Genomic DNA, 25,064 nt, shown 5'->3' on the forward strand with positions numbered 1-25,064 from the left:
GCTTCAGGAGAGATTCAATGGCAAGCGATAACATTTTTGCTGGACTCAAAGTGGTTGACTTTTCCAGCTTCATCGCGGCGCCCGGCGCCGCCGTCATCCTGTCGGACTTCGGTGCCGACGTCATCAAAGTCGAACCGCCGGGCGGCGACCCGTGGAGACACGGGCACAAGATCGCGCCACAGCCCGCGGCGGATGAACCCTATCAATGGCATCTAGCCAACCGCAACAAGCGCAGCATGACGCTCAACCTGAAGTCGCCCGGCGCCCAGCAGGTCCTCCAGCAGCTTGTCGCGTGGGCGGATGTGTTCATCGTCAATACGCCTCACCCCGCGCGCGAAAAACTCAAGCTCGAATACGACGACGTGGCGCGCTGGAATCCGCGCCTGATCTACGCGGATCTCACCGGCTTCGGCGAAAGCGGGCCGGATGCGGAAATGCCCGGCTTCGATATCACCGCGTTCTGGGCGCGTAGCGGCCTGCTCTCCATGACGCGCGATGCCGGCGCACCGCCGACCTGGCCCGTGGCCGGCAGCGGCGACAATGCAACGGCGCTCGGAATCTACGCCGCGATCGTCACCGCGCTCTACCGGCGCGAGCGCACAGGTATCGGATCTTACGTCACGACCTCCCTCCTTGCCTCAGGTGTCTGGTCGGCAAGCGTCGCGATCCAGGCCGCTTTGGCCGGCGCGAAGTTCGCTCCGCCACACGATCGCAAGCATCCCGCGAATGCAGCGCTCAACGTGTACCGCGCGGCCGACGGCACCTGGTTCGTTCTCGTCGTGACACCCGACAAGCTGGCCGCAGTCGCGAACGCAATTGGCCGCGCGGATCTGCTGACCGATGAGCGTTTCTCCGATCCGGCGCAGCTGACGGCGAATATGCAGCAGCTCACAGCCATTCTCGACGAAGTCTTCGGCGCGCAACCCATGACGCACTGGCACGACGTGTTCAGTGGCGCACACGTCACGTACGGCGCGGTGCGCGGACCGCAGGAGGTGATCGACGATCCGCAGTTGCGCGCAAACGATGTCATCGTTCCACTCGAAGGTGCTGGCGGCAAGCTGACCTCGACGATCAGCAATCCGATTCAGGTGCATGGCGTCGCTAAAGTGCTGGCGCGGCGCGCGCCCGATCTTGGTGAGCATAACGAAGCGATCCTTCGCGAGTTGGGATTCGATGCGAAGGACATTGACAGCTTGCGCGAGACCGGCACGGTGCCGAGCGTCAAGGCGCAAGTCGCTTGACACAGGCGCGAACAGAAAGTTTGGAGCAAACCATGAGTGACATCATTACCGAATGTACTGACGACGGCGTTCTTCGTGTCGCATTCAATCGTCCCGAGAAGAAAAACGCCATGACGGGAGATATGTACTCGCGCCTCGCGGATATCCTCAACGAAGCCTCCGAAAACGACGAAGTCCGCGTTGTGCTCTGGCATGGCATCGGCCAGTCGTTCTGCGCGGGAAACGACATCGGGGACTTCCTCAATCGTCCTCCCAGGCCGGGCGATTTTCCACAGGGCCGTCTGATGGAGGCGCTTATCGCATTCGACAAGCCGATCGTCGCGGCGGTGCAAGGCGCGGCGGTCGGCAGTGGAACCACAATGCTGACTCACTGCGATTTCGCCTACGCGGGCGAGAGCGCAAAGTTTCTGATGCCGTTTATCAATCTTGGGCTGGTGCCGGAATTCGGATCGAGCTTTTCGATACCCGCTCGCGTGGGTCATCTCAGGGCGGCGGAGTTGTTCCTGCTGGGTGAACCCTTCACTGCCCAGCGAGCGGTGGAGTTGGGCCTCGCGACTCGTGTGGTGCCCGACGGCGATCTGCTCGCGACCGCCACGGCAACGGCCCAGAAACTCGCTGCAAAACCGTGCGGCGCGTTGCTGGCTAGCAAACGGCTGATCAAGCAGGCTTCTATCGATCCGCTCAACGACGCAGTGACCGCTGAAAACCAGGAGTTCATGGTGCGGGTTGGTTCAGCAGAGGCAAAGGAAGCGCTATCGGCTTTCCTCGAGAAACGTCCGCCTGATTTCACGAAGATTCCAAAGCAACCGGTGACCAAATAGTCCTTGCCTCCAACGACCCCACTTTTGAGCGAGATTCATATGTTGACCGACAGCCAACGCGACATCATCAAGGCCACCGTTCCGTTGCTGGAATCGGGTGGCGAAGCACTAACAAGATACTTCTACAAGCTCATGCTCGACGGGTATCCGCAAGTGCGCCCGCTGTTCGACCAGACTCACCAGGCCAGCGGCTCCCAGCAACGGGCGCTTGCCAACGCCGTCCTCACATACGCGCGCAACATCGACCGCCTTGAAGCGCTTGGCCCGCTTGCGACTCGTATCGTAAGCAAGCACGTTGCGCTACAAATCCAGCCCGTGCACTACCCGATCGTGGGCACCTGTCTGCTGCGCGCCGTTCGAGAGGTTACTGATCAGTGGCGGCGTCGGTATCACACCCACGCTAGCCATGGCGCAAGCGGCTTTGGACGGCAACAAGCGAGACGTCATTTTCATCCACTACGCGCGCAATGCGCTGGTGCATGCCTTCGCAGATGGACTCAAGGCGTGGCACGGCCGTTTTCCACGGCTGAAGTCTTACGTCGTCTATGAAGAGACTGAAGCACGGGGGACGCAAATTTTCGAAGGGCGGTTCCCCGACGGGCATGTTCCCGACGGAGTGGGTCGGCCGACCCTGGAGCAATTGCGAAAGTGGCTTCCGCCGGCCGACGACCTCGACGCCTACTTCCTGGGTCCAACACCGTTCATGGCTTTCATCAAGCGGTCACTGCGCGAACCGGGCGTACCCGAGGATAGAAGCCGATACGAGTTCTTCGGCCCCGCAGAAGCGCTGAATTGAGCTTCCATACGGTCGGCCACGTCGAGCCGGCGTCGGAATCCGCTAGCCGACGCCCGGCAGAGGGCGAGCAATTTCGCGCTATGGTGCGCGTTCCGCGCTGATGAAGCGCCAAAGGATATGGTTGCCGTGAGACTCCCTCATCTGATACGACACGCCGTTGTTGTTACGGCCTTCACCTCGAACGCAATTTACGCGCACGAGATTGGCGCAAGCCTGGATTGCCATGCTGGGCCGCACGAATTCATTCAACAGCTGCTTGCCAAAAAGGAAATAGATCCACGACCAATGAAAGTGTCGGCCAATTCAGTCAATGCGTATCGCCCCAGGCAGAAGCAGAGCCTGACTGCGCTCGGATTTAAAGTCCAGGCTGTATTTGGCTCCGTACCGGACGATGAGACGTTCCAGCAGACGGCCGATGGTAACGGAGCGCCGCGTCAAATCTATGGTGTCGCCGTAGTGGCAGGGGAAGACGCGGTCAGGGAGCGCCTTCGTCAAATCGGCAGCACCGCGACGGTGAAGGTCGTCATGCCGCTTGTCATCTCCGCCGTTGTTTGTGAGAAGTAGCCGGCTTTCAAACTCCCTGCGACTCGGCAGTCGCTCGAGCGTTGCAGCACATAGTGCATCTACACCTCGCGCCTGACAGGATGTATGGCGCTATTCGACTGTTATCCTTAAAATAGGCTTCATGGTCTTCGGCTAACTACTTCGTCATGCATCGAATTGGATTCTTCGTTTGCCGTGGCCACGATGCTCTTGATCTGGGTGGGCCACTTGCGGCTTTCAATCAGGTGGCGACAGCCGCTGGCCATACTCCGTATGATCTTCATGTAATCTCGCAGTCCGAAGGCCCGGTTCCTGGCAATACGGGCCTTTCGATCGAGACAAAGCCCTCCTTGACTTGAAACCGCCAGGGAACGTGCCTGCCTACCCCCTCTCTCAGTCCCATATCGATCCTCCGCCTGTGTAAAGCCTGTGTTCGGCGCGGAACGCAACGTCTACTCGACTCCAGGATCGCGCGTCGACGCCGCCTGGCTTCACAGGTCGCGCATTCAACGGATCGTGGATTTACGCGTGGCTGTCCGTCGCCTGGGCGGACAACATCCGCAAACCGACGTCGGCGAATGGCAAGGCGCTTCGTCGCAAGAAGCACCGCGGTCAGGTCATCGAGCAATTCGGCCGCGCGGCCGGTCTCCGCATACCGGACCGCGCGCCGCCAACTTCAGTCGAGCCCGCCCTGACACAAATACTTGATGCTGAGATAGTCGTCGAGGCCATACTTCGAGCCTTCGCGTCCATAGCCAGACTCCTTCACGCCGCCGAAAGGCGCCGCTTCGCTGGCCACGGCGCCTTCATTGATGCCGACGATACCGACTTCCAGTTTTCGCGCCACGCGATCGATTCGGCGTACGTCGTTTGTGTAGAAGTAAGCCGCGAGACCAAAAGGCGTATCGTTTGCAATCGCAATGACGTCATTCTCTTCCGCGAAACGGAACAGTGGCGCGACAGGACCGAACGTTTCCTCGCAGCACAGCACCATCGCGTCGGTCGCATCGGCGAGCACGGTGGGCGCGTAATAGTTCGGCCCCAGTTCGGCGAGCCGTTTGCCACCCGTGAGTACGCGTGCGCCATTCGCCACGGCGTCTTCGACGTGCTTCGCGATCTTGTCGATCGCACGCTCGTTGATCATCGGGCCGATCTGCGCCTTCGGGTCCGTTGCCGGTCCCACGTGAAGCGCAGCGACGCGTTGCGCCAGCAGATCACCAAATCGTTCGTACACCGATTCATGCACGTAGATGCGATTGGGGCACACGCAGGTCTGCCCGCCGTTGCGGAACTTGGCCGCCATCAGACCGTTGACGGCCGCGTCGAGGTCGGCGTCCTCGAACACGATAAACGGCGCGTTGCCGCCCAGTTCCAGCGAGAGCTTCTTGAGCGTGCCTGCCGATTCGCGCGCCAGATGCTTGCCCACTGCCGTCGAGCCCGTGAAGGTGATCTTGCGCACGCGATCGTCGGCGAGCCAATCGCCCACAGCGGCAATGCCTTCGTCCCGCGCAGCCGAGATCATGTTGAGCACGCCGTCGGGCAAGCCCGCTTCCTGCGCGAGCGTGGCCAGCGCGAGCGCCGTAAGCGGCGTGTCCTCGGCGGGCTTCGCCACGACGGTGCAGCCGGCTGCGAGCGCCGGGGCGATCTTGCGCGCGATCATCGCGAGCGGGAAATTCCACGGCGTGATCGCGGCGACCACGCCAATCGGCTCCTTGATCGCACTCATGCGCTTGCCGCGCTGCGTCTGCGGAATGATGTCGCCGTAGACCTTCGTCGCCTCTTCGGCGAACCACGCGACGTACGACGCACCGTATGCAACCTCGCCGCGCGCCTCCGCGAGCGGCTTGCCCTGCTCCATCGACATGAGGCGCGCCAGATCCTCGGTGTTCTCGATGATGAGCGCGTGCCAACGGTTGAGCACGTGCGCCCGCTCGCGGGCCAGCTTGTCGCGCCAGGCGGGCAAGGCGCGGCTCGCCGCGTCCGTCGCGGCGCGGGCGTCGGCGGCGCTGCTGTTGGCCACCTGCGCGAGCGTGTCCTGCGTCGCCGGATTCATCACGGCATAACGGTTGCCTCCGGCGGCGGCGATCCACTGGCCGTCGATGAAATTATCTTGTCGAAGCAGTTCGCCTCGCGTCAACTCCAAACTCACTGCGTGCTCCTTTCTACAGGGGATATCGTGAACCGCTAGACCGTCGCGACGGGCGTGACCGGCGAACCGACCGCGCGGGCCCTTAGTCCGCTGTGCGTACGTCCGCGAAATCGCGCGCGAGCTTGCGCGCCGCGTTCGCGAACAACAGGATGTCCACGCCCGTCGCGACGAACGTGCAGCCAAGCTCCAGGTAGTGGCGCGCGAGCGCCGGGTCGGACGTGAGTGTGCCCGCCGCCTTGCCCGACGCGACGATCGTGCGGATCGCGCCGTCGATCGCCTGCTGCACTTCGGGATGCGTGGCCTTGCCGCGATGGCCCATCGAAGCCGCGAGATCGGCCGGCCCGATGAACACGCCGTCCACGCCGTCCACCGCGCAGATCGATTCGAGGCTGCCCAGCGCCGTCGCCGTTTCGGCTTGCACGAGCAGGCACACTTCGTCATCCGAGATATCGAGGTAATCGGTACGCAGGCTCCAGCGCGACGCGCGGCCCACGGCGCTGCCCACGCCGCGAATGCCGTGCGGCGGATAGCGCACGGCGGCGACGAGCGCGCGCGCTTCGTCGGCGGTATCGACCATCGGCACGAGCAGGTTGCGCGCGCCGATATCGAGCAGACGCTTGAGCAGCGCCGGATCGCCGTTCACGGGGCGCACGACCGGCTCGCCCGGGTACGCCGCCACGGCCTGCAATTGCGAGAGGATCGTGCGCAACTCGTTGGGTGCGTGCTCGCTGTCGATGAGGAGCCAGTCGAAGCCCGCCGTCGCGCTCACTTCGGCGAGATACGGATCGGCCATGGAAAGCCAGAAGCCGACCTGCTTCCTGCGCGCGGCGAGCGCCGCCTTGAACGGATTAAGCCCGGAAGTCTGCGGGTTCATGAATGCGTGTCTCCTGTGAGGGGTCGCCGAATTGAATGGGTTCCACCTTCCCGAGGAGGAACAGATAGTTGACGATCGCAATGCCGATCAGCGCCGCCGAGAACAGCAGCGCGGCAACGAACGAGCCGGTCGCGCCGACGATGGCGCCCGTGACGATCGGGCCGACCACACCGCCGAGATTCGACACCGTGTTTTGCAGGCCCGCGATCATCGAAACCGCATTGGGCGGCGCGACGTCGCCGGGCAGCGCCCACACCTGCGAGGCCGCGACCGTAGTGCCGGACTTCGCGATGCACAGCAGCAGCACCGCCACGAGCGCCGAATGCGCGAACGCCGCGAAGCCGATGCTCGACGCCATCACGAGCCCGATCACGAGAAACAGCTTGCGCGTTGCCGTGAGCGACAGTCTGCCGCTCGCGAACACGCGATCCGAGGCCCAGCCCGCGAAAATCTCGACGACGATCGACACGAGCAGCGGCAACGAGGCCATCCAGCCCATTTGCAGCACGCTCATGCCGCGCTCCTTCATCAGATACGTGGGCAGCCACGTGATGAAGAAGTACGAGTTGTAATTGATCATGAAAAAGCCGATGCACATCGCCCACACGTTGCGGTGCACAAGCAGCTTGCGCCACGGCGGACGCACGGGCGGCTGCGCGCTTTGCAAGCCTTTATCGCTTTCAATGTACGCGAGTTCCGCCGCATTCACGCGCGGATGATCGGCGGGTGAATCGGTGAAGCTCACCCGCCATGCGACGAACCACACGATGCCGAGCAGGCCCGTGAGCACGAAGGTCATCTTCCAGTCGAACGCGGCCAGCATCCACGCGATCAGCGGCAAGGCGATCGCGCCGCCCAGCTTCGAGCCGCTGTCGAAAATACCCGCGACGGTCGCGCGTTCCTTGCGCGGAAACCAGCGCGTCGCGATACCGGCGTTGCTCGGGTACGCACCCGCCTCGCCCACGCCCAGCGCCACGCGCAAACCGACCAGCGAGCGAAAACCGCTCGCGAGGCCCGTCATCGCGGTCGCGAGCGACCACCAGAGCACCGCAAAACCCAGCACTTTCTTCTGGCCCAGGCGATCGGCGAGCAGGCCTGCGGGCAATTGCAGCAGCGCATACGACCAGAAGAACGCCGACATGACGATGCCCATCTGCATCGCGTCGAGATGAAACTCCGACTGAATTTTCGGCGCCGCCGCCGATAGCACCGTGCGATCGATATAGTTGATCGCGATCGCGGCCCACATGAGGCCCGCGACCCACCAGCGCATCTTCGAGCGGCCATGCCGTTGCGCAGATTTGAGCATCTGCTGTCTCCCTACCTGTTCTATTGATGTCGATTCAAGACGCGCATTACGCGCCTTCAGCTCACGATGCCCATGTGCCAGGGCACGAACTCGTTATCGCCGAGTCCGAGCAGCTCGCTCTTCGTGCGCTCGCCCGAAGCCGCGCGAACGATCAGATCGAAGATGTCCTGCCCCATTTCCTCGATCGTGCGTTCGCCGTCGATCACGAGACCGCAGTTGATGTCCATGTCCTCTTCGAGCCGCGTGAACATGGGCGTGTTGCTCGCGAGCTTGAGCGTCGGCGCGGGCTTCGAGCCGAACATCGAGCCGCGGCCCGTGGTGAAGCAGATCAGGTTTGCGCCGCTCGCGATCTGGCCTGTCACCGCGACGGGATCGTAGCCGGGCGAATCCATGAACACGAAGCCCGCGCAATCGATCGGCTCCGCATATTCGTACACGGCTTGCAGCGGCGTCGTGCCGCCCTTCATCGCGGAACCGAGCGACTTTTCGAAGATGTTGGCGAGACCGCCCTGCTGGTTGCCCGGCCCGACCACGCCGTTGAACTGGCCATTCTGGCCGCGCGTATAGCGTTCCCACCACGCGAGCCGGTCGAGCAGCTTCTGGCCGACTTCGGGCGACACAGCGCGGCGTGTGAGCATGTATTCGACGCCATGAATCTCGGGAGTTTCGGAGAGGATCGCGGTGCCGCCGTGCCGCACGAGCAGGTCCATCGCCGCGCCCAGCGCGGGATTCGCGGTGATGCCAGAGAAGCCGTCCGAGCCGCCGCATTCGAGACCGATCTTCAGATGGCTGACGGGCACCGGCGTGCGCACGATGTCGTTCGCGGCGGGCAGCATGGCCTCCACGGCCTGGATGCCGGCGTCGATCGTCGCGCGCGTGCCGCCCGTATCCTGCATCACCAGCGCGTGCACGGCTTTGCCCGTCTTCAATCCTTGCGAGTCGAGCAGATCGCCGACCTGGTTGCGCTCGCAACCCAACCCGACGATAAGCACGCCGCCCAGGTTAGGATGACGCGCGTAGCCCGCGATGGTACGGCGGAGCACGTCGAAGTGCTCGCTCGGCGAGGACATGCCGCAGCCGCTGGTTTGCGCGAACGCGACCACACCGTCGACATTGGGATAATCGCGCAGGCGCTCGGGTGTGAAGTAGTCGGCGATATGGCGAATGACCGTGGCCGAGCAGTTGACCGACGCGATGATGCCGACGAAATTGCGCGTGGCGACGCGTCCGTCGGGCCGCACGATGCCGCTGAACGTCGCGCGCTGTTCCGGCGCGACGTAGTCGACGGCCCTCACGTCGAGACCGAAGCCCGGATCGCGGTCGAAATCGACGAGCGTGATGTTGTGCGTGTGGACGTGGTCGCCGGGCTCGATGTCCCGCGCGGCCACGCCGATCACGGTGTCGTACTTGCGGATGGGCTCGCCTGACGCAATGCGCCGCGCCGCCACCTTGTGGCCTGCCGCGACCTGCGCGCGCAGGCGAATCGCCTGCCCGTCGATCGAGACTTGATGCCCGATCGTCAGCGGCTCGCGCGCGATCAGGACGTTGTCGTTCGGGTTGAGCCGGATCAACGGCCCGTGATAGGACTTGTTGGACTGGAGCATTCGCCTGTCTCCGCTGACGATCCAGAGGGCGCGCAGCGGCACCTGCTCCGGTCCCATGCGAGATGGTTGCTGGCCGCGCCGGGGAACGCGCAGCCTTTCGTTCTGGAACAAAGTTACCGGTTAATGTAACCGGTAACATAGGTGCCATCGTAGTACAGATTTGGGATAATTGCCAACACCTTTTTGCAGCAGGAGCGCCCGCGCCCGTGACCAAGACCTCGACAGAATTCGCCCCGCCCGCCGCCGGCACCGTGTCACGGCGTGCCCGCAGGAACACCGGCCGGGTCACGCTCAGCGATCTGGCCAGACTGACCGGGGTCACGAAGGTCACGGTTTCACGCGCCCTCAACAATCCCGAACTCGTTTCGGTCGAAACGCTGGAACGCGTGCGCGAAGCCGTGCGGCAAACGGGCTACACGCCCGACCTGATCGCGGGCTCGCTCGCCTCGAATCGCAGCCACCTTGTCGTCGCGCTGATCCCGGCGATGGCGGGCAGCGTGTTCCAGGAGACCGTCGCCGCCCTGACCGCGGAGCTGGAAACGGCCGGCTATCAGCTGCTGCTCGGCCAGAGCGGCTACGACGAATCGCGCGAAGAGGCGCTGCTCGACGCCATCATCGGCCGCCGTCCGGCAGGCATCGTGCTCACCGGCGTGATCCACTCGGAGGCATCGCGGCAGAAACTGCGCGCGGCCGGCATTCCCGTGGTCGAAACGTGGGACATCACGCGCTCGCCGCTCGACATGCTGATCGGCTTCTCGCACACGCGCGTGGGCGAAGCGGCGGCGCGCTACCTGCGCGAGCGCGGCGCGCGGCATCCGGCCATCGTCACGCCGGGCGATCGCCGGGCGAAGCTGCGTGCCGACGCCTTCATCGAAGCCTTCGGCAGCGAGCGCGAGATTCCCGTGGCCGCCGTGCCCTCGCCCGCGCATCTCGGCGACGGCCGGCGCGCGCTCGCGAAGCTGCTCGACGAACATCCGCAGATCGACGCGATCTTCTGCGGTGCCGACATCATGGCGCTCGGCGTGCTCATGGAGGCCCATGCGCGCAGGCTCGACGTGCCGGGGCGCCTCAAGGTGATTGGCTACGGCGACCAGAATTTCGCCGCCGACACGGACCCAGCGCTCACGACCATTCGCATCGACGGCACGAAGATCGGCAAGCTGGCAGCGTCCATGCTGATCGAGAAAATCGAGACCGGCACGAGCAAGCGCGCGAAAGTCGACGTCGGTTTCACGCTGATCGAACGCGGCTCGGCCTGAGATTCATCGCGTCGCGATGACCACGCAAAAAGGCCTCGCAAACATCGCGAGGCCTTTTGCTTTTAGCATGTGAAAGCACGCTCAGAACTTCGTGCGGATGCCCGTGAACACGTCGACCTGACGATTTGTGGACGACGCGCCGCCCGCATACGCGATCGCCGCGATCCGGCTGTAAGACGAACCCACGCGCGTCGATGCGTCGCCCGCCGCGAGCTGATACGTGCCCGAGAGATAGACGTCCGTACGCTTCGAGAGCGCGTAGTCCACGCCAAGCGTGAACTGATGCCACTTCGGCTTGAGCGTCGCGCCGCCCGTGCCCGGCAGGCCGTTCGCGCGGCCGTCCGTGAACGTGTACACGCCGATCAGCGTCGTGGCCGGCGTGAGCAGGTAGCGCAGGTTCGCGTCGTAGTTGTTGAACTTGCGCGTGGAACCGTCGTTGTAGTTGAGTTCCGTGTGGCTGAACGCGAAGCCCGCAATCGCACTGCCGATCTTGTAGTTCGTGCCGGCCACCGCGATCTGCTGACGGGCCACGCCGCCGTTGAGGTTGTAGAAGAATCCGCCGCTGTAGTCGTCGCCGCTCGTGCTCGATGCGCCGCCGATCGCGCCGCTCGTGTTGGCCGTCGTGTTCGGATGATCGAGCAGCACGTAGCCGCCACCGATCGAGAGCGGCCCGTTCACGTAGTTCGCAGCGACGCCCCATGCGCGATTGTTGCCGAAACCTTGCCCGGCCGAGCCGCTCGCCTGGTTGCTGAACGCGTACATGCCGTCGACGGTGAAGCCCGCGATGGTTTCGCTGCGGAACTTCACCGCGTTGTTGATACGGAAGGTCTGGTTCAGGTTGTCGTTGTCGCCCACGTGCGTGGACGGCGACCACGTGCCCGGACCTGCGTATTGCGCGACCAGATCCGCGAGCGGCTCATACTGGCGGCCGAGCGTGAACGTGCCGACGCCGCTCTTCGCAATGCCCACGAACGCGCTGCGGCCGAACAGACGCCCGCCTTGTGCGGCCGTGCCGTCGCTGGGCTTGAAACCGCCTTCGAGCGTGAACACCGCGCTCAGGCCGCCGCCGAGATCCTCGTTGCCTTTCAGGCCCCAGCGGCTGCCGCTCAAGCGGCCGCTCGTCAGCTGGAACGCCGAGCCGCCCTTGATGTTGTTGACGTAGCCGATACCGGCGTCGACGAGACCATACAACGTGACGGAGCTTTGGGCCTGCGCCACGACGGGTGCGACGGACAAAAGCCCGGCCGCTGCGAAAAGTGCTTTTTTCATACAGGTGATCTGTCTGGTTTTAATATTTACAGGAGTACTACGGATCCCGGCTTGAGGGGATCAGCGGGAATGCTTCCATCGACACAACGAAGGTCGATTCGGTGGAATTACGGGGCGTTGCTGTACTCGCGCGCCTGCGGCTGCGTCGAAGCACCGTCGAGACGAATCGGCTCGACCTTGCCCAGCAGGAACAGATAGTTGACGATCGCCACGCCGATCAGCGCCGACGACACTACGAGCGCGGGCACGAACGAACCCGTCGCGCCGACGATCGCGCCCGTAACGATCGGGCCAACCACGCCGCCGATGTTCGATACCGTGTTCTGCACGCCCGCCACCATCGACACGGCGTTGCGCGGCGCGACGTCGGCCGGCAGCGCCCAGACCTGCGAAGCTGCCACGGTCGTGCCCGACTTCGCGATGCACAGGAGCAGCACCGCAACGGCGGCCGAATCGGCGAACGCGGCGAAGCCAATGCTCGATGCCATCAGCAAGCCGATCACGAGAAAGAGCTTGCGCGTGGCGGTGAGCGAAAGCTTGCCCGAGGCGAACACGCGATCCGACGCCCAGCCCGCGAGAATCTCGACCACGATCGAGACGAGCAGCGGCAGCGACGCCATCCAGCCCATTTCCATCATCGTCATGCCACGCGCCTTCACGAGATACGTGGGCAGCCAGGTGATGAAGAAGTACGAGTTGTAGTTGATCATGAAGAAGCCGATACACATCGCCCAGATGTTGCGATGCGCGAGCAGCTTGCGCAGCGGTGGCCTCGCCTCCCTGTCGCTGCGCTCGGCCAGTGAATCGCTCTCGATGTGCGCGAGTTCCTCGGGATTAACCCGCTTGTGATCGCGCGGCGAATCACTGAACGTGAACTGCCACACCACGTACCAGATCAGACCGAGCAAACCGGTGAGCGCGAACGTGATCTTCCAGTCGAACGCCGTAAGCATCGCGGCGATGAGCGGCAGCGCGATCGCGCCACCGAGCTTCGAGCCGCTGTCGAAAATGCCCGCGACCGTCGCGCGCTCGCTGCGCGGAAACCACTTCGACGCAATGCCCGCGTTGCTCGGATACGCGCCCGCCTCGCCTACGCCAAGCGCCACGCGCAACGCGACGAGCGACTTGAAACCGTTCGCGACGCCCGTGGCCGCCGTCGCCAGCGACCACCAAAGCACGGCGAAACCCAGTACTTTCTTCTGGCCCAAACGATCGGCGAGAAAACCCGCGGGCAATTGCAGCAGCGCGTACGACCAGAAGAACGCCGACATGACGACACCCATTTCGACCGCGCTCAGATGGAATTGCGACTGGATGCGCGGCGCCGCCGCCGACAACACCGTGCGGTCGATGTAGTTGATCGCGATCGCTGCCCACATGAGGCCGGCAACCCACCAGCGAATCCTGGAACGGCTTCGCACGTTGGTGGCCAGATTCATCTCGTGTCTCCTGTTCTATTAATAATGGTCGCTTCCGGCCGCGCCGGGCTGGAGCGCGGTTTTTCTCACTCCAATGTTACCGTTTACTGTAACCGGTAACATTTGGCGCAATCGTAGTATGCCCGGCAGAGAAATGCCAGCGTCTTTTCCTTGGGGTAAGTGCGGATACCAACCTTTCAATTCGCAAGCATTGCCTGCGTTGGCGGGCTTGAAACAGCGCAGGACTGGCAACCGGCATTTCCAGTCCAGGGAGATAAAAGGCGTCTGGTCCCACGACGCCCGATCCAGCAAACGTGAATTGCACAACTTGCTGTGCCCGGAACAGGCTGATTGATATCCGCTCGGGCCTTCATGCAGACGCGTTCCCGACCTCGCGCGCCATGAACCCAGAAGTCGACGTCGATTTGTCCGCGTAAATGGTAGGAGTCTTAACTAATATGGCAATGCTCTCAGCGCGCATCGAATCTGTGGATGCTTTCAGATCCATGCGCGCCGTTGACCTCGTGACAAGCATTCGAGTTCTAGCCTAGCCGCCGCCCCTGACACGTTCCCAACCGTGCCTCACAGCCGTCTTGAAGCGCTCCCATCCGCTTTCCGGATATCGCGACTCCCAGTTCGCGCGCGCACTCGCCTCCACGCCCTGCCAGTCGGCCCCGCGAAACCGCTCGTCGCGTCCGAGCGTAGCTCCATGTGAGTAGGCACGTCGATACTCGTCGTATGACGCACCCGTATTCGCATAATGTGCGTCGTAGTCCTTTCTAAATTCGTTGTCGTACGGCTGTTGGTCGTCGTGCTGACTGCCGAGTCCCGGGTCGCCCATGAAGCCCGTCCCCGATGGACGCTGGGCGTTTGACGCAGCGGCGTTGCCGTCGTGCGCTTGCGCAGTGTGCGCCTTGACGCCGGCATCAGGATGCGTGCGCGCGAACCCGGCTTCAGACGCGCCCGCTGCGTGCGGCTGCTTCTCCACGCCAGCGGTCGCACCGCGCCCTGCAGGGGTGCCCGTGGAAGGCGTCGGCCGCGCCGCCGATGCGGCCCGCGTGTCGCCTTGCCATCCGTGTGTGGCTTCGTGCGGCCTGGCGCGTTCGCCAGTCATGGCGCTGCCCGGATGCGCCGCAGGTTCCGGGCTTTGGACCTTCGCAGAACCAGTACGCCACACGTTGGCGCGCTCCTCGATGTCGGCAGCGCCCATGCGGAGCATCGTTTCAATCGCCTGATCGACTTGCGATTCAGAAACATCGGCGCTAATTACCGTGCCACCGCGACGGAGGAACTCCCTGTAATCCTCCGCATCCGCTGGATACGCTCCTTTCGTGAAGATGCGCGCGAACAACTGCTCCAGTCGATCGAAGACTTTCTTGTGGTGGTGCGTATCGATCGCGCCCTGTAAATAGACACGTGGCCCCTTTTCGCGGGGAGCATCAACCGATATCGAGTAGATGGCAATATCCGCTTGCGCTATCCCAGCCTCGCCCAGTGCGCGCTGCGCCGAACACGCATTCGTGTAACTGTCGTACACGCCTAACACGGTTGGCCTCATGACTTTCCCTCCGCAATTGGCGGGCGGCGTCCTCGCCGCCGTATCGGCGCAAGGCGCAATTCGCATGCCCATATCCGTCGCAAAGGCCGCAGTGGCGATAAGGACCTGGCAATGAATCGAGCGCTTAAATCGCTGTCGTATCCCCCGAGTGCGCGAAGGCCGGTACGTCCGCTATAGGCGCGTAACATAGTACGCTGATTGCCACGGCAGTCGCCCATTTCCGTATGGAATTCATCCCGACGGACTTGAGTCGCACGTGACTGGCGGCTTGCGGGCATCTGGGACAGCCAACGCCCGCATCCTTAATCCCGGAGCGAGGGCGAGGCAATCAGAATCAAGACGAGAGATCGGGCAGCCTCGCACTGGGCTTGTTTATCGCAAGTGAGATCGCCAGAGCCCACCACGGTGCCATCGAAACGCGGTCGAATGAGACTGCGACCACCTTTTCGGTGTCGCTTCCGCGTGCGAAACCGTAACGTGGCCGTTCAAGCCCGGATATCCGGCGCTCCTGGTCAACCACCAGTTCGAAGACGTGCACAACGCGCTGATGCTGCCGATTCGCTGTTGCCGATGCCGCGCCCGTCTCGCCCACCCGGCACACGGCGTTATGCAACAGTGGAGCGCGCTTGCACTTCCAGACTTCTTGCGCCGTGAAAGGCTCGCAAGGGTGTCGAGAAGCACACCTGGGTCAAACGGTTTATGGAGAAAACCTTCGGCAGCAATACCTGCACCTGTGTCGTCTCCGGACATGAGAATGACTGAGACATCGCAAAACCGTGGGATAGCTCGCAACATGGAAATTGCGTCTGGCCCTTCGAGAATGGGCATGTGCACGTCTGAGACAATCACCTCCGGCGTGGCAGCAAGGGCCGCCGAAACCGCTTCCAGGCCATTCCCGGCGGTCGAGACTTCGTGCCCGGCGTCGTCCAGCAACGTCTCAAGCGCATCACGAAAGGCTGTATCGTCGTCAGCCAACAGCACGCGGCTCATCGCTATTTCCCATAGTTTGCTATTTCGGCGCATCGGCCGTTCCCACTGACAAAATGCTAGCAACTGATTTCGGAAACCACCGAGCGGTCGTGCCCCTAATCGCCTCGTTGCGTCGGTAATGCGTCGCCTGACTGGTAAACGATGCCAGGAATCTCGCGAGGTTGGCTGCACGGCGTCACTGCCAAATTTATTATTAGGAATGCAAATAAACAAGATATACAGAACCGCTTGCACCGTTATCCTGTTGCATAGCCCGCTTCCCCGTAAATGCCTGCTCTCCCCGCGCCACTTCCCGCCGCTCACGCCAGGAAACGCACCTTTCAAGTACGCTACATCCATCTGTAATGTATGGTAATAATCCGCGCATACAATCGTGTTCGTGACAGCTGTCCCGTCGACGGCTATAACGAAACGTGCTGACCAGATAGTCGCGCACCGGGAGCAGAGGTTACATGCAGGAAAGCAAAGATGACGCCGGCGTCGCGGAAGTTGGCATCGAACAGGTTTCCGTCTCCAATGGCGTGGCGCAGTTCGACGTGCCGCACCTTTGGGATCTGACCACGGGCAGCCAGCCGGCGGCGCCCGTCATTCCGTTGCCCCCGGAAGTACCGGGTACCCGCAAAGGCTTGCGGGCATTGGCGACTTCACGATTGTTCGTCGGGTTGCTTGCGCTCGCGCTCGTTTGCGCGTGGCTCCTGCCCGGCACGCTTGGCCACGATCCGTGGAAGCAGGACGAAACCTACACCTTCGGCATCATTGAACACATGCTCGACACCGGCGATCTGGTCGTCCCGACCAATGCCGGTCAGCCCTTCATGGAAAAGCCGCCCATCTACGATTGGGTGGCAGCCTCGCTCGCCTGGATGTTCGGCCGGTTTCTCCCGCTGCACGACGCGGCCCGTCTCGCGAGCGTCGTATTCGCAGCGCTCACCCTTGCCTGCACGGCACGTCTCGCCCGGCGCGCTACCGGCGCCGTGCGCTGGACCGACCTGCGAGTGCCCGGAATGCTCGCGCTCTTCGCCAGCACGCTGGTGGTCGTCAAGCATGTCCACGACATGATGACGGACGTCGCGCTGATGGCCGGCGCTGCGCTGGCATTCTGCGCGCTTTACGATCTTGTCTGCGCTCACTTGCAGATGGGCGGCGGGTTGCATCGTTATCCTAATGGAGACTGCAACGCTGCACCTGCATGGCCAGATTCCACAGCTTCACAGCAAGCGACCAGCGATTGCCAGGACACCCGCACGCAAGGCCCCGCTGCCCGGCATGCCGCGGCACTGTTCGGCGTTGGCGTCGGCATCGCCTTTTTGGCAAAGGGTCTGTTCGTGCCGCTGGTGTTCGGTGCGACTACCTGCGCGGCGATGCTGCTTTACCCTGCGTGCCGTAGCAGCTGTTTTGCGCGGTCACTGGCACGCTCGGCGCTGTACTTCGCTCCGTTCGCGCTGATCTGGCCGCTTTGCCTCTATCTGCGCTCCGAAACGCTGTTCAGGATCTGGCTGTGGGACAACAACATCGGCCGCTTCTTTGGCTTTTCGGTAGCGCAACTTGGCTCGGAAAATGTCGGGCACCTGTTTGTGCTGCGCACGGCGTTGACAGTCGGCTTTCCGGTGGTCCCGCTCGCCCTCGTGGCGCTTGCGGGCGGCGCATGGCGGCGTCTACGCGAGCCCGAAGTTGCGCTGCCGGTGCTGTTTTCGGGGATCGGCTTCACGGTACTGCAGGCATCGGCGACAGTGCGAGAACTCTACATCTTGCCGTTCATCGCCCCGCTCTCCCTGCTGGCCATGCAGGGAGTCCGCTATCTGCCGCAGCGGGTGCACCTCGCGTGGGACATGACGAGCCGTATCGTGTTCGGCTCGTTCGTGGTGCTGGCATGGGCGGTATGGTGGACGATGACGGCCTCCCCCGACACCCATGGTGTCCTGCATTTGCTTGGCCGTTGGCTGCCGCTCGAATGGGTGCTGCCAATTCAGCCGAAGCTGATCATCGCGGCGCTCGCCCTCACGCTCGGGTGGGTATTGCTGCTGCCCCTGCTCAGGTCAGCGGGCAATTGGCGCGGCGCATTCAGCTGGTGCCTGGGCGCCATCGTCGCGTGGGGGCTCGTCGGCACGCTGCTGCTCCCCTGGCTCGACGTCGCGAAGAGCTACCGCGCACCGTTCGAGGATCTGCGTGCCAAACTGAACAGCACCTGGAAAGCCGGCGACTGCATGGCGAGCAGCGGGCTGGGCGAATCCGAGGCGCCCATGCTCTACTACTTCGCCGGTGTCATGCACGTGCCCACCACGGACACTCAGGCCACGTCCTGCACCTGGCTTATCGAACAGGGTCGACCTACGCAGGCACAGGTGCCCGCCGGAGGCTGGCGACTGTACTGGGAGGGCAGCCGTCCGGGCGACAACGACGAGGTGCTGCGCGTCTATGTGCGCATGGCGACAACGACGGCTCCGGATCGACTTCAGCCGACCGCATTTCGCGGAAGCGATCGCTCCGGTCGCCGACGCCTCGATTGACTCGATACGCGCTCTAGTCAAAGGTTGAATTGCCCGGCAAGCGCGTCGACTACGCCACGGACCCGCGCCGTGTGCGCGAGGTCCGCGTGCAATACCATCCACGCCTCATACGGCGAATGCCTTCGCCGGTTCGGCCAGATCCGTACAAGCTCCGGATATCGCTGCGCCATATACGTCGGCAATTCACCCAGTGCGAGACCGGCCCGCACGAATGCCCCGAGCATCAGGCTGGAATCCAGCTCCGCGACGACACGTCCCTGCGCTCTCGACTCACCGACGAGTGTTTCCTGCTGACCCTTCGTGACCCCGGGCAGGTAGACCGCAAGGTCGTGTCCTGCATATTCGCCGCCCGGCTTAGGCTCGCCTCTTCGCGCGACATAGCTGCGCGATGCGTAAAGCCCAACCTCCCAGCTTCCTAGTCGCCGCACGATCAAGCCCTGCTGTTGCGGCCGTTCCGTGCGGATGGCGATGTCGGCCTCGCGGCGCGAAAGATCGAGCAGACGCGGGGTCGTGCTCAGAAGCACCCGGATACCGGGATGTCCTGTCTGGAGCCGCTCGATCGCCGGAATGACGAAATCGATGGCCAGGGTATCGGTCGTGGTGACGCGTACTTCCCCTTCCACCCGCTCGTCGGCGCCCTCGCTGCGGCGCTCGAACGACACCGCGAGGCGTTCCATTTCCATGGCGGTTTCCAGCACCTGCTCGCCGCTCACGGTCAGCACGAAGCCATCGGTGGTGCGCAGGAACAGGTGGCTGCCGAGCGCGCCTTCGAGGCCTCCGAGCCGGCGCCCGACTGTGGTCTGATCGATGCCCAGATGCTGCGCGGCTCCGCTCAGGGTGCCCGAGCGATGCACGGCCAGAAAGATTCGAACGTCGTCCCAGTTCATGTCGGAAATCGGCCTGCAAATTTGCAGATGCAGTATGCAATACCGTGCATTTTCACATGAAGCTCGACTCTCTAGCATGGCGGCTTCCACTGCCATAACCGCATGCCCTCTGGCGGCGTGCAACGGAGCGCACTTCATGCCACGCTTGTCTTTCATTCTTACCGTCGCGATGCTCAATGCGTTCGGCCTGATCGCATCGGACGTCTATCTGCCCGCCATGCCACACATGGCCGCCGGGTTCGGCGTCGCCGACTGGCAGATGCCGCAGACTGTCTCGGTGTATCTGTTCGTTCTCGCGATCGCGCAACTCGTCTACGGCCCGCTTTCGGACCGCCTCGGCCGCAAGCCCGTGCTGTTCGCCGGCATCGCGTTGTACTTCGTCGGCTCACTTGTTTGTGCGATGACTACACACTTTGGCGCATTCCTCGCATGGCGCATGGTGGAGGCCGCCGGTGCCGCAGCGGGCCTCGTCATTGGTCGAGCGTGCATCGCCGACACGTGCAGCAAGCAGGCGTCCGCCAAGGTCTACGCAGTCATCTATCCGCTGGTATCGTTGTCGCCGGCGCTGGCTCCGGCGGTCGGCGGCTATCTTGCATCGGCGTTCGGCTGGTACGCCGACTTTCTCTTCGTCGCGGGATTCGCACTCATAGCGCTGCTGATGGCGATCATGCTGCTGCCGGAGACGCTCCTGCCGCACGACAGGAAGCACCGTGCGCCACTCGCGGGCTTTGCGCAGGTGCTCCGCGACGGTACCTTTCGACGCTATACCGGCTTGATCGCTGGACATATGACCGGATCGTCACCGCCGGCGTCGCGTGTTTCGTATTGGGCGGACTGGCGTTCGCCATCGTCGCGACGCGCGGCGTCACAAGCGTCGCGGCAGTGATCCTCCCGATGTGCCTGGTCAGCCTCGCAAATGGCTCGTCGCTGTCACTTGCCGTATCGGGTGCCGTCACGGGCACGCACGGACATGCTGCGACCGCTTCTGGGCTCGTCGGGTTCTTTCAGGTCAGCAGTTCCGCATTGGCGGCCTCATTGATCAGTGCAGCATGCGGCACGGGGTTAGCCGTGCTGGCATCTTCGATTTTGCTTTTCGCGCTGCTCGCGGTGGCGGCGTGCATCTCGCCGCGGCTGGGGGGCGAGTGTATCGAGTGAGATTCGGGCGAATAGAGTCGGATGCCTCCCTGAGCGCGGTAGGCGGACATACTGCCTGCACGTTTGCTCTCAATATCGATGTCGTTGCCGATTGTCGCGCCAACCGTCATCGGCCTGGACACAGACACTCGCGGCAAAGCCCCTGCATGATCAACCGTGCCGGCGTGACAGCGCGTCACTTTGGTGGCTTCGACAGCTTCCTGAGCTCACGTCGGCCAGGTCCTGCCTGGACGATAGCCATCGGCAACTTCCATCGCGTTCAGGCCGAGCGCCTGGGCGACCTCCTTTTTCGTGGCGAACCGGGCGGTAACGTGAAATTTCGTGGTGCTCTGGCGCATTCGCCCGATACCATAGGCACCCTTCTCGTTTTCCTTGATGATGATGTCCGCGGGATGCGCCGCCTCCCCACGGAAGTCTGCCGACTCAAAATCGATATGCTGACGATTTTTGATGTTGGTTTCGGCAGTTTCGTCGAGATCGTAGGCCACTAACCAGGCATTACCGGAAATTGCCTGCCCTGGACGATAGGATTGTTCAAGGTCAAACACCCACAGCGCTGACCCGTTATGCGACATGAGCTTTTCCTCCACCGCGGTGGGTGCGTGCTGCTTGGGAATCCAGCGAAACACGCTCCACTTTTTTGCCGGCATGAAAGTCTCCACGAGTGTTGTCGGACTCAAAGCATCTGTCGCGACCGGGTATCAGGTGCTTATTACAACAGTTCGCTAGCCGGTTTATTCCGTGCCTCATGCGGCGGCTCATAGCCGGATGGCCTTCGGCGGGTATCCCGCGCTCAGCTCGGTCGACTGCACAGTCGGGTCGTAGAACAGCCTCTCTCGCGCGAGCGTGCGTTCGCCCGCAGCGAACCTCGCACGGATTGCTGTGGTTTACGTCTACGCTCAGACGAGAGTTAGCGAAATGGTGTGATCTCAGTCGAACGGTCGGCGGCGCGAAGTGCTCGCGAGCGAAGCAAGCGCGTAGTGGAATTGAGCGAGCCAGCTGACTATGACTGCGCCCTATCAAAAGCTGTCACTCGACGGATGTTGTTACGAATGACCGCAACGGGTCTGCTTCCGCCGACCGTATCGGGCGGTAGTCGGCCATCAAGGGATCGTCACCTGTGCGCAGTCAGCGACGTTCGAATGGCGCTACGCGTTTTGGCGGCGGTCATTCGAGATGTAAGGCATAGCTTGGCTCAATTTCAGCCTGTTCACCGCGTCGCGTTCGTCTCAGCCTGCTCCATCGAGCACCGCTCCGCTGAAGCGAGATGTATTCAAGTGTGCGGCCTAACCCTTTGTCGCTTCCGGTCATCCGTTTCAGTGACCAGGTGCTTGCCAAAATTGGCGCGCACAAAATCCACGAAGACGCGCACCTTTGGCGTCATTTTCCGATTGCTGGGCCACACCACGTGAATAGTGTTGGAGTCCGCCACATAGGTGTCCAGCACGGTTTTCAGGCGTCCACCAGCGACGGCATTCTTGACAGAGAAGTCAGGCACGCATGCGATCCCGCGCCCCGCCAGAGCTAAATAAAGCATGACGTCCAGGCTGTTGCACACCATCGTCAAAGGCAGCGACGAGCCTGCCGCCGTGAATGTTGAATGCCGCAGCGGCCATTGATACAGTTTTCCAGTAGGTGTCCAGCGATAGTGCAGACATGCGTGATTCAAAAGGTCATCCGGCTTCGTGGGAGTCCCCATTCTTTCCAGATACGCTGGTGCGGCCACCAGACAGGCGCGCCAGGGACCCAGCGGGCGAGACACCAGGCGCGAATCTCGAAGCGTGCTCCCACGAATGACTACGTCGAACCCTTCATCGATTACATCGACCAGTCGATCAGTGAAATCAAGATCGAGTTCAATCTCGGGATGGTGCTCCATGAACGCTGAAAGCACGGGCAGTGGTAGCCCCGCCGAAAGTGCCAGTCCCACCCTTAGCCTCCCTCGCGGGTGTTGTGCCATTGCGCTGAGCTCATCTTCCGCAGCCTGAACCTCCCCGAAGATTCGTCTGCACCTTTCCAGGAACACCTCGCCTTCGGTCGTAAGGCGCAGGCTCCTCGTGCTGCGTTGAAACAGCCGCACGCCAACGCGCTCTTCAAGTCGGGAAATGCTTTTGCTGATGGCTGATGGTGAGACCCCGAGACTTCGCCCCGCTGCGGCAAAGCTCCGGGTCTGCGCGGTCTGGACAAAGACCTCTAGCCCTCCCAGGGCGCTCAAACTCTCCACAATGGACTCCCAGATGTTGCACTAGTGACATTTTTGTCATGGTTGATGTGAACGCTACCCCCGTTAGTGACGCTGAGTCAATCGCATTACTATGGATTTAAGAGGCGGTTTGCCCCCCCGTAGGAGGTACCGGCCGCGCTTTTTCAAATGCTGGCGCATCTGTGTGGAGTAAGCGAACGCCACAGGCAACAGAGCTTCGGCAACCGAACGCGCTTCGCGCCGGTTCTATCAGGAGAGAATCTTTATGGCCACCACTGAACATCTCGACGCTTACCTCAAAGCCATGGGCAGACGCGACGTCGAAGGGACCAAGGTCCATCTGGCGGATAGCGTCGTCCTGCGCAGCCCAATCGCTCCCGCTCCCTTCGAAGGGAGGGAAAGTGTGGTGAAAGTGCTCACCCAGCTTCTTGGCGTTGTGGACGCCTTCGAGCCGAAGCTTCTCCTGCGCGACGGGGCTGACTTTGTTGCCGTTTTCACGATCAGACTCGGTGACAAAGTGATCGACGGCATGGATCACATGCATCTAAACGATGCGGGCCTCGTCGATAGCATGACCGTGGCATGGCGCCCGCTTCCAGCAGTGGTTGCAGTCCAGCAGAAGCTTGCGCCGAAATTGGGCGGTAAGGCGATGATGCTGGTTCCCGTGGATCAATCTCCCTGAATCATTGGCGATTGAGGTCAGCGGAGCGTGCGCTGTGACGCACCCCCGATCGGATCGCAGTGAGCGGTCAAAGATGGCATCTGAAACGTCTGAAGGCCACTTCGTAGCGGACGGTCGACAGGGACGCACATCGTCAACAATCTACGGTGGGTTCTCCACGGGACCTCCGCGCGCGGCTGATACGCGTCCTGCACCAACGTGGCTCGACGTCTCAAGCCGTTTCGACACGGCGGAGCAGCATCAGCAGGAACTCGAATGCGACCGCGAGCTGTACCAGGTCATCGCTCTCGATGCGAAGGGCGTTCCGCCAAGCCGCATCGCGGAACGCCATGCGGCGAGCCTGCTCGCGGAGGCATCGCAGATTGCGAAGGAACCCGTCGTCACCGCAGACGCCTAAGCCGGCGCCGCTTGCACCACCACGCCGTACCACCCCAGTCCACGATAGCTTTCATAACCTGGGGTGGCGGCGAACGATACAGTGCGGCCGTCCGTCAGTCGATAGAAACCGGTCGGCTTGCCGTCGGTCGTCAGGCGAAACTGTTCTTCGAGCACACCCTTATCGTCCGAACTCGCAATCACGCGATGCGACGCATTGACGATCATGCAGCGCGTGCGACGCCATTCCTCCTCTGTGAGCCGCACGCCCTTAACGACTGTCGACGCTTGCGGCGCCCAATCGAAAAAGATCACCAGCGCACCGAGCGGTTTGCCGTCGACCGCGCCGTTTTCGCGGATCGCTGTCGCATAGGTCGCGACGTGCGCATGCTTCAGATACGGCAACGCTTCGATATCGCCCGCAACAAAGTCCACGCCGGAAGGCGTTTTCATCGCGTCGCGAAACCAGCTGGCTTCAGCAACATTGCGGTCGTGCACCGCATAGGTATCGGGGCGGCCATTTGCGACCACATTGCCCGCCGCGTCGACGATCCATAAATCACGGTACACGGTATAGCTGTCGAGAATCACCGACAGACGCCGCGATGCATACGCCAGCGTTTCGGCACTCTGGTTGGCAAGGCAGTCGACCACTGCGGAATCAGTTGCCCACCAGCGCACGTCGCACGAGCGCTCGTACAGGTTGCGGTCGATCACGTCGATCATGTTCAGTGCGAGATCGGCGCAACGCTGGCCTTCGTGTGAGCTCAGCCGTTCGATCATGCTGTCGCCGAGGTCGGTCAGCTTGCTCAGTGAGCCGGCGAGTTCGCGGTTGAGCACCGTCGTGATTTCGCCGATGCGTGCCGACACGTGCTTGACCTGATTCGCGACCACGGCGAAGCCGCGACCCGCATTGCCCGCACGTGCCGCTTCAATCAATGCGTTGAGCGCGAGGAACGTGGTCTCGCGATTGATGTCGTTGATATCGGAGATCTTTCCTGTCGCGAGCTTCTTGACGTGGTGCGTGAGTTCGACGATTTCGCGCGGATTCGACATGGCCTGGTCCCGGTTGCCTGGAAATGTTGCGCCTACGTAAAAGCAAGTATCGGGCCGGGTTGATTCCGAGGACATTGTGACCGTTCTCATGCACGCCGCAAACGTTTGGTGGCGTATATCGCGGTGCAGGCAGAGGATGCGATTCCCGGCGACGCACCGGGCGCGTGCATCGCCGGGAATACCAGCGATCCCACCGGGATACAGCCACCCTTGTTACTCCCAGCGTTCGATTTCCATGGACAGTGGCCGGTCAGAGATACTGGCCGACTGGCCGCTTCGGGTCGGCTACAGCCGACCCAATCGGGCAATAGCCAGCCAGATGCAGTCATTCATACGCACGCTGGGAGTGTCGGCTTCGGACCCGA

At 62.5% G+C, this 25,064-nt stretch carries 22 protein-coding genes and 2 pseudogenes; 11 read left to right on the forward strand and 13 right to left on the reverse strand.

Annotated elements, in window-relative coordinates; translation table 11 throughout:
- The first annotated feature begins 17 nt into the window (after nt 1-17).
- The 5 genes and pseudogenes from M3A49_RS16555 to M3A49_RS16575 all read left to right on the forward strand — a co-directional run.
- Nucleotides 18-1,244, forward strand: a complete 1,227-nt coding sequence (locus tag M3A49_RS16555; protein ID WP_266229638.1) for a CaiB/BaiF CoA transferase family protein — start codon at nt 18-20, stop codon at nt 1,242-1,244.
- Between the two features lie 32 nt (nt 1,245-1,276).
- Nucleotides 1,277-2,065, forward strand: a complete 789-nt coding sequence (locus M3A49_RS16560; protein ID WP_266229639.1) for an enoyl-CoA hydratase — start codon at nt 1,277-1,279, stop codon at nt 2,063-2,065.
- 39 nt (nt 2,066-2,104) lie between these two features.
- Nucleotides 2,105-2,861, forward strand: a pseudogene (locus M3A49_RS16565) (globin domain-containing protein).
- Nucleotides 2,862-2,978: 117 nt separating this feature from the next.
- Nucleotides 2,979-3,425 carry a hypothetical protein gene (locus M3A49_RS16570; protein ID WP_266229640.1) on the forward strand — a complete coding sequence of 149 codons (447 nt, stop codon included), beginning with the start codon at nt 2,979-2,981 and terminating at the stop codon, nt 3,423-3,425.
- Between the two features lie 146 nt (nt 3,426-3,571).
- Nucleotides 3,572-3,751, forward strand: a pseudogene (locus tag M3A49_RS16575) (GlxA family transcriptional regulator); the annotation flags it as partial.
- Nucleotides 3,752-4,080: 329 nt separating this feature from the next.
- Here M3A49_RS16575 and M3A49_RS16580 read toward each other — a convergent pair.
- The 4 genes from M3A49_RS16580 to M3A49_RS16595 all read right to left on the reverse strand — a co-directional run bounded on the left by M3A49_RS16580 (nt 4,081) and on the right by M3A49_RS16595 (nt 9,340).
- Nucleotides 4,081-5,553: an NAD-dependent succinate-semialdehyde dehydrogenase gene (locus tag M3A49_RS16580; protein ID WP_266229641.1), complete on the reverse strand. Its 1,473-nt coding sequence runs from the start codon at nt 5,551-5,553 to the stop codon at nt 4,081-4,083.
- Nucleotides 5,554-5,635: 82 nt separating this feature from the next.
- Nucleotides 5,636-6,427, reverse strand: coding sequence for a 4-hydroxy-2-oxoheptanedioate aldolase (gene hpaI, locus M3A49_RS16585; protein ID WP_266229642.1), 792 nt, complete (start codon nt 6,425-6,427; stop codon nt 5,636-5,638).
- Nucleotides 6,402-7,736, reverse strand: a complete 1,335-nt coding sequence (locus M3A49_RS16590) for an MFS transporter (protein WP_266229643.1) — start codon at nt 7,734-7,736, stop codon at nt 6,402-6,404. Before M3A49_RS16590 ends, hpaI begins: the two co-directional genes overlap by 26 nt.
- A 56-nt stretch (nt 7,737-7,792) precedes the next feature.
- A complete protein-coding gene (locus tag M3A49_RS16595) occupies nt 7,793-9,340 on the reverse strand; it encodes a UxaA family hydrolase (RefSeq protein WP_266229644.1) in 1,548 nt (515 codons plus the stop codon).
- A 251-nt stretch (nt 9,341-9,591) separates the two neighbouring features.
- Here M3A49_RS16595 and M3A49_RS16600 point away from each other — a divergent pair, with 251 nt between their 5' ends.
- Nucleotides 9,592-10,599, forward strand: coding sequence for a LacI family DNA-binding transcriptional regulator (locus M3A49_RS16600; protein WP_266229770.1), 1,008 nt, complete (start codon nt 9,592-9,594; stop codon nt 10,597-10,599).
- 81 nt (nt 10,600-10,680) lie between these two features.
- Here the strand turns inward: M3A49_RS16600 and M3A49_RS16605 are convergent, their stop codons facing one another.
- The 3 genes from M3A49_RS16605 to M3A49_RS16615 all read right to left on the reverse strand — a co-directional run bounded on the left by M3A49_RS16605 (nt 10,681) and on the right by M3A49_RS16615 (nt 14,400).
- Entirely contained in the window at nt 10,681-11,868 is a 1,188-nt protein-coding gene (locus tag M3A49_RS16605) for a porin (protein WP_266229646.1), read from the reverse strand.
- A gap of 107 nt (nt 11,869-11,975) precedes the next feature.
- Complete coding sequence (locus M3A49_RS16610; protein WP_266229648.1) at nt 11,976-13,307, reverse strand: MFS transporter; 1,332 nt, start codon at nt 13,305-13,307, stop codon at nt 11,976-11,978.
- Nucleotides 13,308-13,833: 526 nt separating this feature from the next.
- A complete protein-coding gene (locus tag M3A49_RS16615; protein ID WP_266229650.1) occupies nt 13,834-14,400 on the reverse strand; it encodes a hypothetical protein in 567 nt (188 codons plus the stop codon).
- Nucleotides 14,401-14,412: 12 nt separating this feature from the next.
- Between M3A49_RS16615 and M3A49_RS16620 the strand changes: the two genes are divergently transcribed.
- On the forward strand, nt 14,413-14,694 hold the full coding sequence (locus tag M3A49_RS16620; RefSeq protein WP_266229651.1) for a hypothetical protein: 282 nt from the start codon (nt 14,413-14,415) through the stop codon (nt 14,692-14,694).
- 522 nt (nt 14,695-15,216) lie between these two features.
- Here the strand turns inward: M3A49_RS16620 and M3A49_RS42685 are convergent.
- Nucleotides 15,217-16,173 (reverse strand): response regulator, encoded by a 957-nt coding sequence (locus tag M3A49_RS42685; RefSeq protein ID WP_416338966.1) that lies wholly within the window; start codon nt 16,171-16,173, stop codon nt 15,217-15,219.
- A gap of 113 nt (nt 16,174-16,286) precedes the next feature.
- Between M3A49_RS42685 and M3A49_RS16625 the strand changes: the two genes are divergently transcribed.
- On the forward strand, nt 16,287-18,341 hold the full coding sequence (locus M3A49_RS16625; protein ID WP_266229652.1) for an ArnT family glycosyltransferase: 2,055 nt from the start codon (nt 16,287-16,289) through the stop codon (nt 18,339-18,341).
- A 17-nt stretch (nt 18,342-18,358) separates the two neighbouring features.
- On the opposite strand, the gene M3A49_RS16630 is transcribed toward M3A49_RS16625, so the two are convergent.
- Nucleotides 18,359-19,228, reverse strand: coding sequence for a LysR family transcriptional regulator (locus M3A49_RS16630; RefSeq protein WP_266229653.1), 870 nt, complete (start codon nt 19,226-19,228; stop codon nt 18,359-18,361).
- Here M3A49_RS16630 and M3A49_RS16635 point away from each other — a divergent pair.
- Entirely contained in the window at nt 19,227-20,114 is an 888-nt protein-coding gene (locus tag M3A49_RS16635; RefSeq protein ID WP_266229654.1) for an MFS transporter, read from the forward strand. The genes M3A49_RS16630 and M3A49_RS16635 overlap by 2 nt on opposite strands.
- A 118-nt stretch (nt 20,115-20,232) precedes the next feature.
- Here M3A49_RS16635 and M3A49_RS16640 read toward each other — a convergent pair whose 3' ends face one another.
- From M3A49_RS16640 to M3A49_RS16650, 3 genes are all read right to left on the reverse strand, one after another.
- On the reverse strand, nt 20,233-20,505 hold the full coding sequence (locus tag M3A49_RS16640) for a hypothetical protein (RefSeq protein WP_266229655.1): 273 nt from the start codon (nt 20,503-20,505) through the stop codon (nt 20,233-20,235).
- An 84-nt stretch (nt 20,506-20,589) separates the two neighbouring features.
- The gene (locus tag M3A49_RS16645; protein WP_266229656.1) at nt 20,590-21,033 is read right to left on the reverse strand and encodes a hypothetical protein; all 444 of its coding nucleotides are present in this window, start codon (nt 21,031-21,033) and stop codon (nt 20,590-20,592) included.
- A gap of 623 nt (nt 21,034-21,656) precedes the next feature.
- On the reverse strand, nt 21,657-22,598 hold the full coding sequence (locus tag M3A49_RS16650) for a LysR family transcriptional regulator (protein ID WP_266229657.1): 942 nt from the start codon (nt 22,596-22,598) through the stop codon (nt 21,657-21,659).
- A gap of 253 nt (nt 22,599-22,851) precedes the next feature.
- Between M3A49_RS16650 and M3A49_RS16655 the strand changes: the two genes are divergently transcribed.
- Both M3A49_RS16655 and M3A49_RS16660 read left to right on the forward strand, forming a co-directional pair.
- Nucleotides 22,852-23,268, forward strand: a complete 417-nt coding sequence (locus M3A49_RS16655) for a nuclear transport factor 2 family protein (protein WP_028205488.1) — start codon at nt 22,852-22,854, stop codon at nt 23,266-23,268.
- 73 nt (nt 23,269-23,341) lie between these two features.
- Nucleotides 23,342-23,665 carry a hypothetical protein gene (locus tag M3A49_RS16660; RefSeq protein ID WP_266229776.1) on the forward strand — a complete coding sequence of 108 codons (324 nt, stop codon included), beginning with the start codon at nt 23,342-23,344 and terminating at the stop codon, nt 23,663-23,665.
- Here the strand turns inward: M3A49_RS16660 and M3A49_RS16665 are convergent.
- Nucleotides 23,662-24,699: a methyl-accepting chemotaxis protein gene (locus M3A49_RS16665; RefSeq protein ID WP_266229658.1), complete on the reverse strand. Its 1,038-nt coding sequence runs from the start codon at nt 24,697-24,699 to the stop codon at nt 23,662-23,664. The two genes, M3A49_RS16660 and M3A49_RS16665, sit on opposite strands and share 4 nt — an antisense overlap.
- Nucleotides 24,700-25,064 lie beyond the last annotated feature (365 nt).

Origin of the sequence: Paraburkholderia sp. CNPSo 3076 (assembly GCF_026343935.1) — a bacterium.
GTDB classification, from domain to species: domain Bacteria; phylum Pseudomonadota; class Gammaproteobacteria; order Burkholderiales; family Burkholderiaceae; genus Paraburkholderia; species Paraburkholderia nodosa.

Excerpts from the sequence above, each read along its gene's own strand:
- M3A49_RS16620 (WP_266229651.1), top strand. The coding sequence starts at position 14,413 with ATGCGCCGCAGGTTCCGGGCTTTGGACCTTCGCAGAACCAGTACGCCA.
- M3A49_RS16610 (WP_266229648.1), bottom strand. The coding sequence starts at position 13,307 with ATGAATCTGGCCACCAACGTGCGAAGCCGTTCCAGGATTCGCTGGTGG.
- M3A49_RS16595 (WP_266229644.1), bottom strand. The coding sequence starts at position 9,340 with ATGCTCCAGTCCAACAAGTCCTATCACGGGCCGTTGATCCGGCTCAAC.
- M3A49_RS16665 (WP_266229658.1), bottom strand. The coding sequence starts at position 24,699 with ATGTCGAATCCGCGCGAAATCGTCGAACTCACGCACCACGTCAAGAAG.
- M3A49_RS16570 (WP_266229640.1), top strand. The coding sequence starts at position 2,979 with ATGGTTGCCGTGAGACTCCCTCATCTGATACGACACGCCGTTGTTGTT.
- M3A49_RS16635 (WP_266229654.1), top strand. The coding sequence starts at position 19,227 with ATGTCGGAAATCGGCCTGCAAATTTGCAGATGCAGTATGCAATACCGT.
- hpaI (WP_266229642.1), bottom strand. The coding sequence starts at position 6,427 with ATGAACCCGCAGACTTCCGGGCTTAATCCGTTCAAGGCGGCGCTCGCC.
- M3A49_RS16605 (WP_266229646.1), bottom strand. The coding sequence starts at position 11,868 with ATGAAAAAAGCACTTTTCGCAGCGGCCGGGCTTTTGTCCGTCGCACCC.
- M3A49_RS16625 (WP_266229652.1), top strand. The coding sequence starts at position 16,287 with ATGCAGGAAAGCAAAGATGACGCCGGCGTCGCGGAAGTTGGCATCGAA.
- M3A49_RS42685 (WP_416338966.1), bottom strand. The coding sequence starts at position 16,173 with ATGGATGTAGCGTACTTGAAAGGTGCGTTTCCTGGCGTGAGCGGCGGG.
- M3A49_RS16590 (WP_266229643.1), bottom strand. The coding sequence starts at position 7,736 with ATGCTCAAATCTGCGCAACGGCATGGCCGCTCGAAGATGCGCTGGTGG.
- M3A49_RS16630 (WP_266229653.1), bottom strand. The coding sequence starts at position 19,228 with ATGAACTGGGACGACGTTCGAATCTTTCTGGCCGTGCATCGCTCGGGC.
- M3A49_RS16560 (WP_266229639.1), top strand. The coding sequence starts at position 1,277 with ATGAGTGACATCATTACCGAATGTACTGACGACGGCGTTCTTCGTGTC.
- M3A49_RS16660 (WP_266229776.1), top strand. The coding sequence starts at position 23,342 with ATGGCATCTGAAACGTCTGAAGGCCACTTCGTAGCGGACGGTCGACAG.
- M3A49_RS16615 (WP_266229650.1), bottom strand. The coding sequence starts at position 14,400 with ATGACTGGCGAACGCGCCAGGCCGCACGAAGCCACACACGGATGGCAA.
- M3A49_RS16555 (WP_266229638.1), top strand. The coding sequence starts at position 18 with ATGGCAAGCGATAACATTTTTGCTGGACTCAAAGTGGTTGACTTTTCC.
- M3A49_RS16645 (WP_266229656.1), bottom strand. The coding sequence starts at position 21,033 with ATGCCGGCAAAAAAGTGGAGCGTGTTTCGCTGGATTCCCAAGCAGCAC.
- M3A49_RS16655 (WP_028205488.1), top strand. The coding sequence starts at position 22,852 with ATGGCCACCACTGAACATCTCGACGCTTACCTCAAAGCCATGGGCAGA.